The 13,443-nt window shown below is 69.6% G+C and carries 11 protein-coding genes; 9 read left to right on the top strand and 2 right to left on the bottom strand.

Annotated elements, in window-relative coordinates; translation table 11 throughout:
• A partial coding sequence (locus FLW16_RS42350; RefSeq protein ID WP_221891591.1) for a hypothetical protein occupies positions 1 to 229 on the top strand: 229 nt, incomplete at its 5' end.
• 381 nt (positions 230 to 610) lie between these two features.
• A complete protein-coding gene (locus FLW16_RS42345; protein WP_142566634.1) occupies positions 611 to 892 on the top strand; it encodes a hypothetical protein in 282 nt (93 codons plus the stop codon).
• Positions 893 to 940: 48 nt separating this feature from the next.
• Here the strand turns inward: FLW16_RS42345 and FLW16_RS42340 are convergent, their stop codons facing one another.
• Positions 941 to 2,410: an arabinofuranosidase catalytic domain-containing protein gene (locus FLW16_RS42340; protein WP_142566633.1), complete on the bottom strand. Its 1,470-nt coding sequence runs from the start codon at positions 2,408 to 2,410 to the stop codon at positions 941 to 943.
• Positions 2,411 to 3,122: 712 nt separating this feature from the next.
• Between FLW16_RS42340 and FLW16_RS42335 the strand changes: the two genes are divergently transcribed.
• The 6 genes from FLW16_RS42335 (at position 3,123) to FLW16_RS42310 (ending at position 8,798) form a co-directional block, all read left to right on the top strand.
• Entirely contained in the window at positions 3,123 to 3,944 is an 822-nt protein-coding gene (locus FLW16_RS42335; RefSeq protein ID WP_142566632.1) for a pectate lyase, read from the top strand.
• A gap of 154 nt (positions 3,945 to 4,098) precedes the next feature.
• A complete protein-coding gene (locus tag FLW16_RS46415; RefSeq protein ID WP_185949848.1) occupies positions 4,099 to 4,200 on the top strand; it encodes a hypothetical protein in 102 nt (33 codons plus the stop codon).
• Positions 4,201 to 4,329: 129 nt separating this feature from the next.
• Positions 4,330 to 5,982, top strand: a complete 1,653-nt coding sequence (locus FLW16_RS42325) for a cellulose binding domain-containing protein (RefSeq protein WP_221891589.1) — start codon at positions 4,330 to 4,332, stop codon at positions 5,980 to 5,982.
• A gap of 54 nt (positions 5,983 to 6,036) precedes the next feature.
• Positions 6,037 to 7,503 (top strand): arabinofuranosidase catalytic domain-containing protein, encoded by a 1,467-nt coding sequence (locus tag FLW16_RS42320; RefSeq protein WP_221891588.1) that lies wholly within the window; start codon positions 6,037 to 6,039, stop codon positions 7,501 to 7,503.
• Between the two features lie 207 nt (positions 7,504 to 7,710).
• Positions 7,711 to 8,289, top strand: coding sequence for an NADAR family protein (locus FLW16_RS42315; RefSeq protein ID WP_142566630.1), 579 nt, complete (start codon positions 7,711 to 7,713; stop codon positions 8,287 to 8,289).
• Positions 8,290 to 8,357: 68 nt separating this feature from the next.
• Positions 8,358 to 8,798: a GNAT family N-acetyltransferase gene (locus FLW16_RS42310; protein ID WP_260616195.1), complete on the top strand. Its 441-nt coding sequence runs from the start codon at positions 8,358 to 8,360 to the stop codon at positions 8,796 to 8,798.
• Between the two features lie 19 nt (positions 8,799 to 8,817).
• Here FLW16_RS42310 and FLW16_RS42305 read toward each other — a convergent pair whose 3' ends face one another.
• Positions 8,818 to 11,562, bottom strand: coding sequence for a beta-L-arabinofuranosidase domain-containing protein (locus FLW16_RS42305; protein ID WP_221891587.1), 2,745 nt, complete (start codon positions 11,560 to 11,562; stop codon positions 8,818 to 8,820).
• Positions 11,563 to 12,128: 566 nt separating this feature from the next.
• Here FLW16_RS42305 and FLW16_RS42300 point away from each other — a divergent pair.
• The coding region (locus tag FLW16_RS42300; RefSeq protein ID WP_142566628.1) for an alpha-galactosidase at positions 12,129 to 13,443 on the top strand (1,315 nt) is incomplete at its 3' end.

The following is a 13,443-nucleotide window of genomic DNA, read 5'->3' as shown; positions in this document are numbered from 1 at the left end:
CACCACGATCATGGCCATCCCCGCCCCCGCCGGCAAACCCCTGCCCGGCGTCACCGCCGAACGCGTCGCGATCGACACCACCGTCTGGGCCATCCCCTGGCCCCAGCTCACCCTCCTGGCCCTCCTCATCCTCGCCTTCCTCGCCATCCGCATCACCAGCGCCCGCCGCCGCAGACGAATCGAAAAACTGATCATCCTCACCGGCCGCGGCACCCCTCTCGGGACCTGAACACCAGAGCGCGCGGGCGGACCCGCGGTCGTACATCTGTGACGGGAGGCGGTCGGATGGCAGGCGCCGGGGACACCACGGCGGCCGAGCGCGCTGAGCAGGCCCTGGCTGGGATCGCGATTCCCAACACCGACGACGTGCGGGGGAACGTGACCCTGCCGACGGCGGTGGCGGCGGCGCCGGGCGCGGTGGTGAAGTGGACCTCGTCGACCCTGGCCGCCGGAGGGAGACAGGTTCTCCCTCGTCGCCACGGACCTGAACGTCGACGGCACGGCGTACGGGTGGAAGGGCTGGGACTGGGCGCAGAGCGACGCCGGCCGCCACATCGAGGTCTGGGAGTCGCGTGACCTGCGGACCTGGTCGGAGCAGCGGCACGTCCGGGTGGCCCCCGACGAGGCGGGGATGGCGTTCGGCCCGGAGGCGATCTGGGACCAGTCCATCGGCGCCTACGTCGTCTACTGGACGTCGTCCATGTATCCACCCGGGACCTACTACACATCTGACCGCGACGACCCGAACGGCCGCCATCCGCTGACGAGGAACCAGACCCTCTACACCACGACGCGCGACTTCGTGACGTTCACGCCGGCGAAGGTGATGAGCGGCAGGCCCGGCCACGGAACGCTCGACGCACGACCAGCCGCGCACCCCGGCCGGCCGTGACCGGCCGGGGTCCGCTGCCGCCCGCCCACGCATCGCCCGATTCCCGGATCAGCGGTAGCCGGCGGAGGTGACGTTGGCCTGCACCGCGTTCTCGGTCGCATCGGACGGGTAACCCGAGACGATGGCTCCCTCGTAGAAGGTGCCCTGGCTCAGGTTGGTGTTGGTGGCGCAGCAGTCGCCGCCGCTGCCCAGGATGATCGCGCCCTGCTTCTTCATCGGGCTGTAGCCGCGGGGAAGCGCGCCGTCCCACAGCGTGGTCATCGCGCCGCTCTGCGCGTTGCCGCCCTTGATGGCGAAGCGCGACGTGCCGTTGTTCTTCAGCATCGCGGTGACGAACTTGCTGGTGAACGCCCGCTGGTTCGGGTTCCACGACGAACTGCCGCCGGGGTAGAGGCCATATTCGAGGTCGGCCTGCACCCACGGGCCGGAGCCGGAGCAGCCGCCGAACCAGCAACTCGTGCCGAAATAGATGGCGTCCATGGCACCGGCCCCGTCGGCCTTCCTGGTGGTCTCGCTGTTGCCGTAGTCGAAGCAGCAGCCGCTGTTGACGTGCGTGCCGCTGGTCACCATGTACATGCCCTCGGGCGCGCTGCCCGTCGGCACTCCGGTCAGGTGACCGTCCCGCCAGTAGCTGTTGCCGGGCTTGATGTAGAGCGAGTACGCCTTGCTGCCGCCGACCGTCAGCGACTCGGATGTCGCGGTCGCGGGGGTGTCCTTGCCGCCGGCCCCGCCCGGTCCCTGGTAGGCGACGTCGTTGCCGTGCCCGGACTGGTCGTAGATCACGGTGATGACGCAGGTGGTGCCCGCGCAGAAGGAGTCCTGCGCCGCCGCGTTGGCGGTGCCGCCCGCGGCCAGGACGCCGATGTTCCTGGTCGCGTTGTCGGAGGAGCGCCGCACCTGGTATAGGTTGCCGCTGTACGAGTGGTAGAGCGCCCGCGTCGTGCTGTGCGCGGCCACACAGGGCGTGCCGCCCACGGCGTAGATGTCACACGGCTTGCTCGCCACCGGTGTGGATGACGGGCTGGCCGAAGGACTCGGGGAAGGGCTCGCGGACGGGCTCGGGGAAGGGCTCGCGGTCGGGCTGGTGCCGGGCGAGGGGGAGGTGACGCCGCCGGTGCAGGTCACGCCGTTGAGGGCGAAGCTCGTCGGTGCCGGGTTGGAGCCGTTGAAGGCCCCGTTGAACCCGAAGCCGGTGCTGCCGCCGCTGGGGATGCTGGCGTTGTAGGAGACGTTGGTCACCGTGACCTGGGAGCCCGACTGGGTGTAGGTGCCGTTCCACAGCTGGGTGATGGTCTGCCCGGCGGGGAACGACCAGGTCAGCTTCCAGCCGTTGACCGGGTCCCCGAGGTTGTCGACGCTCACGTTCGCGCCGAAGCCGCCCGGCCACTGGTTCGTGACCGAGTAGTCCACGCGACATCCTGTGGCCGCATGAGCGGCGGGCGCGGTCAGCGCACCGACCGCGCCGGCCACGGAGACGAGCCCGGCGGCAAGCCAGAGCCGCAGGCGAGGGACCTTCATCCGTTACTCCCGGGGTTCGTTTCACGTCTTCATAGCGATCAGCGACAGTCAGCCGGCTCGGAGTCCTCGCGAGCCGGCAGAGAGGCGAATCCCGCTGTTAGCGCTAACAATTCTTCTGTGGGGCTTGTCCTTCTCTGTCGGAGCATGTGCAGGTGGTGGTGCGGCGGAGCAAATACGACCCGGGGGCGCCTCGTCAAGGGCCGGGTCCACTCCACGTCGGCCCTCGGTCCGCCGGCCCCCTGTCCCACCTGCTCCCAGCAGGGCGGAGTCCGGCCGCCCGCGAGGTTCGGGGGTGAAAGTTTCACAGAATGCCGTCGTAACGTTCTGAGCGCTGCCGACTCGACATCCGCCGATAAGGTGGCCGCCGGTGGAGCTGGGGAAACGTTCACCGTTCATGCCGCCGACCATCACAGGTCAGCAGGCGAAAGCGCTCCGCGCCTCAACGAAACAATTTCGAGATTCTCTTGACAGGTTTCGTCGAGGTTTTCACACTGAGTCCCGAAGCGGCCTCCTGCCGGGGTCGGTGGTGAGCGGCAGGGGTTCCCGGTTGCGACGCCGTGAGTGTCGCGTCCGCACATGGATCGGCCGCGAATCCGCCGGGTCCGGCTTCCGCTCGCTCTCGTGAACGTCGATGGAGCGCCGGCGCGAGCTCCCCGCAATCGGCATCACCGCGTACGGCGGCATGGTCGCCGTGTCTCCCCCTGGAGTGTGCATGAACACGTCCGCACGATTCCGCGCCGCGTTGTTCGCCGCCGCGGCGGCCGGGATGGTCCTCGCGGCCGGTCCGGCCGGCGGCGCGTCCGCGGGCACCGTTCCGGGCGCGGCGCCGGCGGCCGCACTGCGCCTGGCCGCCTGGCCGTCCCCCACCGGTCAGCAGGCGGTCGGCGCCACGATCAACGTCTCGGGCACACTCGACGGAGGGATGAAGCGCTACTACGGCACCGGCGCGCTCGGCAGCGGCAGCCAGAGCGAAAGCCAGCCCCCCATCTTCAAACTGGCCGACGGCGCGGTGCTGAAGAACGTCGTCATCGGCGCGCCCGCGGCCGACGGCGTCCACTGCATGGGCACGTGCACCCTGCAGAACGTGTGGTGGGAGGACGTCGGCGAGGACGCGGCCACGTTCAAGGGCACCTCGTCGTCGCAGACGATGACCATCGACGGCGGCGGCGCCAGGGCGGCCAGCGACAAGGTCTTCCAGCACAACGGCCCCGGCACCATGTACATCAAGAACTTCCAGGTGCAGAACTTCGGCAAGCTCTACCGCTCCTGCGGCAACTGCTCGACGCAGTACAAGCGCAACGTCGTCATCCAGAACGTCACGGCGACCACGCCCGGCAAGGTCCTGGCCGGCATCAACACCAACTACGGCGACACCGCGCGCTTCTCGCAGATCACGATCGTGAACGACCCGAGCAGGAAGGTCGTCGTCTGCGAGAAGTACAGGGGCGTGACCAGTGGCGAGCCGACCAAGATCGGCAGCGGTGCCGACGGCGTCAACTGCGTCTACTCGTCGTCCGCCGTCACCTACCGGTAGACCCGCCACCCGGCGCTCACCTCCACGACGGCCCCTTCGACAGCACGGGCCTCTGTGGTTGATCCCCCCATCGGCGTACGCCGGCGTTCGACCGGCAGAGAGAGTGCACGGTGTCGAGACGTAGATCCTTGTTCACCGCCATAGCGGCTGGACCGTGAAGTGGACCTGGCCGCGCGGGCAGACCGTCAGCAGCCTGTGGAACCGCACGCAGAGCGGGTCCGGCTCCTCCGGGACGGTCAGGCCTACAACGGCTTGATCGCGGCCGGCTCGTCCACCACCTTCGGCTTCACCGCCGACGGCGGCGCGGCCACGCCCACCGCCACCTGCACGAGCCCCTGATCCTCGTCATTCGCCATGCATCCGTAGCTCACCTCAAGGAGGATCCATGCGGAAGGTGCGAGTTCTGCTCGCCGCGGGCATTCTCGCAGGCGCCCCGATCGCCCTGCAGGACCCGGCCGGCGCCCTGGAGAACGGCGTGGCCCGCACGCCGCCCATGGGCTGGAATAGCTGGAACACGTTCGGCTGCAACATCAACGAGACGTTGATCAAGCAGATGGCCGACACGATCGTCAGCTCCGGCCTGCGCGACCTGGGCTACCAGTACGTCGTGGTCGACGACTGCTGGTTCAACCCCACCCGCGACTCCGCGGGGAACCTCCAGGGCAATCCCTCGCGATTCCCCAGCGGGATGAAGGCCCTCGGCGACTACCTGCACGCCAGAGGGCTGAAGTTCGGCATCTACCAGGTGCCGGTGGACAAGACCTGCGCGCAGTACTTCGGCAGCTACCCGGGCGCGACCGGGAGCCAGGGACACGAGGTCCAGGACGCCCGGCAGTTCGCCGCCTGGGGCGTGGACTACCTGAAGTACGACTGGTGCTCGCCCAACGGCACCATCGACGACCAGGTCCGCACGTTCGCGAAGATGCGCGACGCGCTGGCGGCGACCGGACGGCCGATCGTCTACAGCATCAACCCCAACAGCATCCACGCGAAGACGGGGCCGCAGCGCGACTGGGGCGACGTCGCCAACATGTGGCGGACGACCGAGGACATCACCAACAAGTGGGACACCGGTCAGACCAACGGATACCCGATGGGCATCCAGAACATCGTGAACGTCACCGTCCCACTGGCGTCGTACGCGAAACCAGGAGCGTTCAACGACCCGGACATGATGGAGGTCGGCCGGGGCGGCATGACCGACACCGAGATGCGCAGCCACTTCGCCCTCTGGGCGATGATGGCCTCACCCCTGATCGCCGGAAACGACCTGCGCGGCATGGACTCGGCGACGGCGACCATCCTGAAGAACCAGAACCTCATCGCCATCGACCAGGACCCGCTCGGTCTGCAGGCCCGCCAGATCAGCAACGACGGGACCCGGCGCGTGCTGGCCAAGAGGCTCGGCAACGGCGACGTCGCGGTCGCCCTGTTCAACCAGGGCGGCAGCACCACCACGATCAGCACCACCGCGTCCGCGATCGGGCTGTCCGGCGGTTCGTTCACCCTGCGCGACGCGTGGACGAACGCCGTAAGCGGCAGCACCGGCACCATCTCGGCCGGCGTGCCCGCGCATGGCACCGTCGTCTACCGGGTCAGCGGCGGCGCGTCCCCGTCGCCGACCCCCACGCCGTCGCCGTCCCCCACCCCATCGCCGTCGCCGTCCCCCACCCCATCGCCGTCGCCGTCCCTCACCCCATCGCCGTCCCCCAGCCCGTCGCCGAGCGGGCGACCTGGCGGGTGTACGGCGACGTACCGGCTCGTCAACAACTGGGGCGGCGGCTTCCAGGGCGAGGTGACCGTCGGCAACCCCGGATCGGCCGCGCTCAACGGCTGGACCGTGACGATGACCCTGGCCGGCGGGCAGGCCGTCACGAGCCTGTGGAACGGCGTGAACACCGGCACCAGCGGCGCGATCACCGTCAAGAACGCCCCCTACAACGGCACCGTCGCCGGCAACGGGTCGACGACGTTCGGATTCACCGCCGAGGGCGACGGCTCGATCACCCCCACCAGCGTGACCTGCACGAGCCCGTGACCGAGCAGGTTTGCGGATCGACTACTCAGAGATTGGGAAACCCCTGTGCGACATGTGAGCTCTTTCCGCCGGCGGTTGAGACTGTCGGCCGCCGCCGTCGCCGCGCTGTTGGCGGCCGGCGTCGGTGTGGCCGGTACGCACGCCGCGTCGGCGGCCGCGGCCGGATGCAAGGTCACCTATACGGTCACCAACCAGTGGCCGGGCGGCTTCGGCGCGAACGTGAGCGTCGACAACCTCGGGGACCCGGTCAACGGCTGGAAGCTGACCTGGTCGTTCCCCGCCGGGCAGACCATCACCCAGCTGTGGAACGGCACCTACACCCAGTCGGGCTCCCAGGTCACGGTGACCAACGTCTCCTACAACGCCAGCATCCCCAGCGGCGGCAGCACCGGCTTCGGGTTCAACGGGGCCTTCAACGGCTCCAACCCGGCACCGACGAGCTTCGCCCTCAACGGCGTCACCTGCACCGGCGGCGTCACCTCCCCCTCGCCCGGCACCTCCCCCAGTGTCTCCCCCAGTGCCTCCCCCACCGTCTCGCCCTCCACGTCTCCCTCGCCGCCGTCGTCCAGGCAGCCGTGTGACATCTACGCCGCGGGCGGCACGCCGTGCGTGGCGGCGCACAGCACCACCCGCGCCCTGTACGCGAACTACAACGGCTCGCTCTACCAGGTGCGCCGCTCCTCGGACAACACCACCCGCGACATCGGCGTGCTGAGCCCGGGCGGAGCCGCCGACGCCGCGGCGCAGGACTCGTTCTGCTCCGGCACCACCTGCCTCATCACCAAGATCTACGACCAGTCCGGCCGGGGCAACCACCTCACCCAGGCGCCTCCCGGCGGGTTCTCCGGCCCGGCCGCGGGCGGCTACGACAACCTCGCCACCGCCACAAAGGCGCCGACCACGGTCTACGGCCACAAGGCGTACGGCGTCTACGTCGACCCCGGCGTCGGCTACCGCAACAACGCCACGAACGGCGTCGCCAAGGGCGACCAGCCGGAGGGGATGTACGCGGTCTTCGACGGCACCCATTACAACGGCGGTTGCTGCTTCGACTACGGCAACGCCGAGACCAACAGCCGCGACAACGGCAACGGCACGATGGAGGCCATCTACTTCGGCAACATCAAGGTCTGGGGCTACGGCACGGGCAACGGCCCCTGGGTCATGGCCGACCTGGAGAACGGCCTGTTCTCCGGCGTGAACCCCGGTTACAACGCCAACGACCCGAGCGTGAACTACCGATACCTGACCGCCATCATCAAGGGTGAGCCCAACCACTGGGCCATCCGGGCCGGCAACGCCCAGTCGGGCGGCCTGTCCACCTTCTACGACGGCAAGCGGCCCAACGCCTCGGGCTACAACCCGATGAAGAAGGAAGGCGCCATCATCCTCGGCATCGGCGGCGACAACAGCCATGGTTCCGCCGGCACCTTCTACGAAGGCGTGATGACGTCCGGCTACCCGACCGCGGCCACCGAGAACGAGGTGCAGGCCAACATCGTCGCCGCCGGATACAAGTAAAGCGGCGACGACCACGACGGATCGGGCCGTCCCCGGGCACAGCCCCGGGGACGGCCCGCCGCCGGATGCGCGGTCCACGATCTCCACCAGGTCGGCGAGCGCCGGGTCCGGCCGGCTTAGGGTCGTTCGAAGGGCCCGGCGTCCGTACGAGGCGTCGCGCCTGGCGCCGTAACTCGATGGCCGGAACGAGGCCGCCTGTGGCACGGTGTGGACGTGTCCGAGCAGATCTCGCCGCCTCGCAGCGTGGACGAGGCGATCGCCGCGGAGCAGGCGGGCCGTAGCCTCCGCTACCTGTACTTCTGGGGCCACCGGCCGGCCCGCGACGGCGGGGCCGGCCCCGGCTGCCTGTCGCAGTGGTGGCCGGCCGCCTTCACGGAGGACGGCCACACCTTCGCCTCCGCGGAGCATTACATGATGGCGCACAAGGCCTGGCTGTTCGGCGACGCGCAGACCGCCGAACGCGTCCTCACGGCTGGTCACCCGGGCGAGGCCAAGAAGCTCGGCCGGGCCGTACGCGACTTCGACGAGCAGGTCTGGGCCGCGCACCGGTTCGGCATCGTGGTCCGCGGCAGCATCGCCAAGTTCGGCCAGAACCCCGAGCTGTCGCGCTTCCTGCTCGCGACCGCCGGCCGGGTCCTGGTCGAGGCCAGCCCACTCGACCGGATCTGGGGCATCGGCCTGACGGCCGACGACGAGCGCGCCGCCTCCCCCTCGACCTGGCAGGGGCTCAACCTGCTCGGCTTCGCCCTGATGGCGGCCCGCGACGCCCTGCGGACCGGCTCGTGAGCGCCGCCGCCTCCGCTGCCCGGCCGAACCGCGCGGGACGGTTCCCGCACGGCGCTGCGCCACGCACTGTGCCGCTGATCCGCCGCGCCGGGACCGGCGACGCCGAAGGCATCGCCGAGGCGTTCCTCGCCGCCCGGGCAGAGATGACCTATCTGCCCCGCCTGCACTCCGACGAGGAGACCCGGGCGTGGATCTCCGGCGTCCTGCTCCCCTCGTCGCAGGTGTGGGTGGCCGAGCTGCGTGGCCGGATCGTGGGATTCGCCGCCCTGCGCGGACAGTGGCTGGACCACCTCTACCTCGCGCCCGCCGCGCAGAACGGCGGCGTCGGGAGCGCGCTGCTCGGCCACGCCAAGAAGGCGCGCCCCCGCGGACTCGACCTGCATGTGTTCCAGCAGAACACCGGTGCCCGGCGTTTCTACGAGCGGCACGGCTTCACCCTCGTCGCGGAGGGCGACGGCAGCGGCAACGAGGAGAACCTGCCCGACGCCCGTTACCGCTGGCGGCCCTGACCACCCGCTCTCCTCCGGCCTAGAGGAACCGCCACAGGTGGTCGTTCGCTCCGTTGTCGTCGGCGAGCACGACCTGGGCGCCCTGGGCGGTGGAGCCGCCGCTGACGCCGAGGACCCGGCCGCCGTTGGCGCACTGGATGCGGAAGCACCCGTCGGATCCGTACCGCAGCCGCCACCGGTGGTCGGCGGTGCCGTTGTCGGCCCACTGGAGCACCCGCGCACCGGCGGCCGTGCTCGCGTTCTCCACGCCGAGCACCTTTCCGCTGTTGGAGTTGCGCAGGCGCAGATAGCCGCCGGAGTCCACGACGGCGGTCCACAGGTGGTCGGCCGTGCCGGTGTCGCCCCACTGGATCGCGAGGCCGCCGTCGGCCGTGGACATGTCCTGCACACCCAGCACCAGCCCGCTGGCCAGGTTCTGGATGCGCCGGGCCCCGTGGGGCACGAACCGCCACTGGTTGTCCGCGCTGCCGTTGTCGGAGTCCTGCACGGCCTGGGCTCCGTTGGCGGTCGAGCCACCCTGGATGGCGAGCAGCTTGCCGCTGTTGACGTTGCGGATCTTGTGGGTGCCGTCGCCGGCGTCGACGATCGTCCAGCGGTGGTCGGCGGTGCCGTTGTCGGTCCACTGCAGGACGCGGGCGTTGTCGGTGGTCGACATGTTCTCCACGCCGAGAACCTTGCCGCTGTTGACGTTGCGCAGCCGTACGGCGGTGCCGTCGACGACCATTTCCCAGTCGTGGTCGGCGGTGCCGCTGTCGGTCCACTGCAGCGCGAGCCCGCCGTCGGCGGTGGACATGTTCTGGATGCCCAGGACGAGGCCGCTGGCCGCGTTGACCAGCCGGTAGGTCGCGGTCCCGCCTCCGCCTCCGCTGCCGCCGGTGTTCCAGTAGACGGTGTAGTTGTACCCGTGGGCGTCGTAGAACGGGCCGAGGTTGACCGACGACCCGTTGGCGGTGGCCGTGAACGCCAGCGCCGTGGTGCTGGTCCGGGTGATCGAGGCGGTGTTCAGGGCGGGCAGCGCCGACAGGGCGGTGTTCCCGTAGTTCCCGGACAGGACGACCGGGCCGTACGTGACCGCCGCGACGTTGGGGTTGTCGTTGGCGGCCTTCGTGACCACGCGCATGGGCAGTCGGACCGTGACGGTGTCGCCGGAATTCCAGGAGCGGGTGAGGGTCGCGTACGTGCCGGGCGTGGTGTCCACGTTCTGCTGCTCGCCGTTGACGCTGATCGTCGCCCCTGTGGCCCAGCCGGGGATGCGGACGCGCATCGACCACGACCCGCCGACGTCGCCGGTGACGCTGAGGGTCGTGGTGTCGCTCGCCGGGTAGGACGTCGTCTGCGTGACCGTGATCCCCCGCTGGGTCCAGTTCAGGACCGACGGCGCGAACATGTTCACCGTCAATGTGGTGCCGTTGTAGAAGTAGACGGAGTCCGCCAATGCCGTGTTGACCTCTATGCCCGTGCCCTGGCAGCACCAGAAGGAGTTGTAGTCGGTGCTGTAGGTGCCGCCGCCCCACGCGGGGCCCACGCCACGACGCCCGCCCGGCTTGAGCGGGGTGAAGTAGGTGACGTGCCCGTGACTGTCGGCGGGGTTCTGCGCGCCGATGACGTGATTGAGCAGCGCCTGCTCGTAGAAGTCGAAGTACGCCACCCGGTTCGGGTCCAGCAGCCACAGCTCGCGCGTCAGCTTGAGCATGTTGTAGCTGTTGCAGTGCTCGCAGGTGTCGTTGGTGAGATACCCGGCGATGGCGTTGGGGGCCCGGAAGTGCTCGGCCTGGCTGTTGCCGCCGATCGCGTAGGTGTGCGCGCCGACGGTGATGTTCCAGGCGTTGGCGGCGATGTCCCGGTAGCGGGTGGTGCCGGTCGCCTTGTACTCGCGGGCCGCCCCGATCCACTTGGGCACCTGGGTGTTGGCGTGCAGACCGTTGAGCTGGTCCTGATTCGAGGCCAGAGGGTTGAACACGGCGGCATGGTCGAACCGCTGCGCCGCGGTCAGCCAGCGGGCGTCACCGGTCTGCTGGTACAGGTCGGTCAGCACGGCGTTCATGCCGCCGAACTCGGTGCCCAGCATCGCCTGCATCTGGCTGGAGCTGAGCCTGCCCGTGCGCCAGTACACCCAACCGGCCAGTGCCAGGAGCACATCACGCGCCTGGGTGCTGCCGATGTAGCGCCACACATCCAGCAGGCCGGCCATCGTCTTGTGGATGCAGTAGTACGGCACGTTGCCGTTGCTCAGCGTACGGGCCTCGAGCGCGGTGAAGTCGGACTCGGGGAAACCCGACAGGTAACCGGTGTTGAAGCCGGCGGCGCCGTTGTTGGCCTGGCACTTGGCCAGCTCGGCCACCATGGTGTTCGCCTTGTCCCGGCACGTGGTGTCGCCGAGCACCGCCCACGCCTGCGCCCATGCGGTGAGGAAGTGCCCCTGGACGTGGGTGCGGAACGGGAAGCTCGGGGCGTCCCACCCGCCGTTCGTGGCGGCGCCGCCGGTGGACAGGCGGTGGTTGGCCCGGAAGTTGTACAGCAACCGATTGACGTCGACGAACCGCAGATACGACAGCGTCCGGTTCTGGTTGTCCATCAGGCGGCCCCCCGTGAGCCGCACCTGCCCCAGCTCGAAGGCGTACGCCGACACGCCGATGTCGGCCCTGGCCGGCGCGACCGCGGCTCCGGCCGCCCGGGCGCCGGCGACCTCCCCGACGGCGGAGGCCACGGCGGCGGCCCCGGCGGCTTGAAGCAGCCGGCGCCGGCTGAAGGATGAGGGCGACACATGGCCTCCTGAACGTCTCCGTATTGTTAGCGTTAACAAATCCATGCATTCGCCATCCGGCATCGGATGACGCCGAACGAGGCGCGGGACACCCGCGGAGTCGACGGCGCGCCCCCGTCACGGGAGCGTGTGATGGGCGGCGAGACCGCCGCCCATCACCGCTCCGACAGGAGACCACCCGGGGCTCAGTGTGGAAACCGTCACGAAAACTGTCAAGACCGAGCCGGAAAGTTTCGTGTGATCGCTTATCGGCCAGACTCCTCTGCCTGCGGCGATGGTAAACGCCGCCGCGGCAACGTTCCGGAAATGCCCAGTGGTAATGGTCGCGGCTGAAACTTTCAGCTGAGCGCGCGTCCCGGATCGACGACCGCACCGGGTAAGGGCAGGCGGCGCGGCATCCGGCCGAGCACACGCGCCGCAGCCCCCTTGACGGGATCGGCGGGGTCGTATTTGCTCCGCCGCACACCACCTACCACCCGCAGAAGAGCCGACCCGCAAGCAATGTTATCGATAACAGGATTTGGCCCGCCCTGAGGGCGAGGGGCCGGCCACGGGTAAGGAGTCAGATGCACAGGATCGTTCGATGGACGCTGGCGGCGGTGCTGGCCGCCGGGTCCCTGGTCGCGGCCGGCGGCATGACGTCGCCGGCCGCTGCGCTGGACAACGGGCTCGCCCGTACGCCCCAGATGGGGTGGAACGACTGGAACAGTTTCGGCTGCAACGTCAACGAGAACCTCGTGCGGCAGACCGCGGACGTCATGGTCTCCAGCGGCATGGCGGCGGCGGGCTACACGTACGTCAACATCGACGACTGCTGGTCGACCAAGAGCCGCAACGCGGCCGGGGACCTGGTGCCCGACCCGGCCAAGTTCCCCAGCGGCATGAAGGCGCTGGCCGACTACGTCCACGCGAAGGGACTGAAGCTCGGCATCTACTCCTCGGCGGGCACCACGACCTGCGCGGGCTATCCGGCCAGCCTGGGCTACGAGCGGCGGGACGCCGCCCTGTGGGCCTCCTGGGGCATCGACTACCTGAAGTACGACAACTGCGGCGACCACCAGGGCAAGAACGGGCAGCAGCGATACACGGCGATGCGTGACGCGCTCGCCGCCACCGGCCGTCCGATCCTGTTCAGCCTGTGCAACTGGGGCCAGGAGAGCGTCTGGACCTGGGGCATGCAGACCGGCAACTCCTGGCGCACCACGGGCGACATCCAGGCGAACTGGAACTCGGTCATGGGCATCCTGGACCAGCAGGTCGGGCTGGAGGCGTACTCGGGGCCTGGCGGCTGGAACGACCCCGACATGCTGGAGGTGGGCAACGGTTCGCTGACGGCGACCGAGGCCCGGGCGCACTTCAGCCTCTGGTCACTGCTGAACGCGCCGCTCATCGCGGGCAACGACATCCGCTCGATGAGCGCCGATACCCGCACGATTCTCACCAACACCGAGGTCATCGCCGTCGACCAGGACTGGGGCGGCCGACAGGGCACCAAGATCAGCGACAACGGCAACCTGGAAGTATGGCGCAAGCCGATGTCCAACGGCTCGGTCGCGGTCGTGCTGCTCAACCGGGGCACCGGCACGGCGACGGTGTCCACCACCGCCTCCGCCCTCGGCCTCGGCGCCGCGGCATCCTACTCCGTACGGGACCTGTGGGCGCACACGACCGGCTCCTCGTCCGGGACGATCAGCGCGTCGGTGCCCGCGCACGGGGCCGCGATGTACGTCGTGGCCGGAGGGGGCCTGGTCACGCCGTCCCCCACGCCCACTCCCACCGGAGGAAGCGCGATCAAGGGTGTGGGGTCGGGCCGGTGCCTGGACGTCGCCGGCGTCTCCCAGGCCAACGGCGCCCAGGCGCAGCTCTGGGACTGCAACGGCC

The sequence above is a fragment of the Microbispora sp. KK1-11 genome (assembly GCF_006874435.1).
Classification (GTDB): Bacteria; Actinomycetota; Actinomycetes; order Streptosporangiales; family Streptosporangiaceae; genus Microbispora; species Microbispora catharanthi.
This window is presented reverse-complemented; position numbering and strand designations above follow the sequence as displayed.

Coding starts and splice junctions, on each gene's coding strand:
- FLW16_RS42340 (WP_142566633.1), bottom strand. CDS start 2,410: ATGAAGGTCCCTCGCCTGCGGCTCTGGCTTGCCGCCGGGCTCGTCTCC.
- FLW16_RS42325 (WP_221891589.1), top strand. CDS start 4,330: ATGCGGAAGGTGCGAGTTCTGCTCGCCGCGGGCATTCTCGCAGGCGCC.
- FLW16_RS42335 (WP_142566632.1), top strand. CDS start 3,123: ATGAACACGTCCGCACGATTCCGCGCCGCGTTGTTCGCCGCCGCGGCG.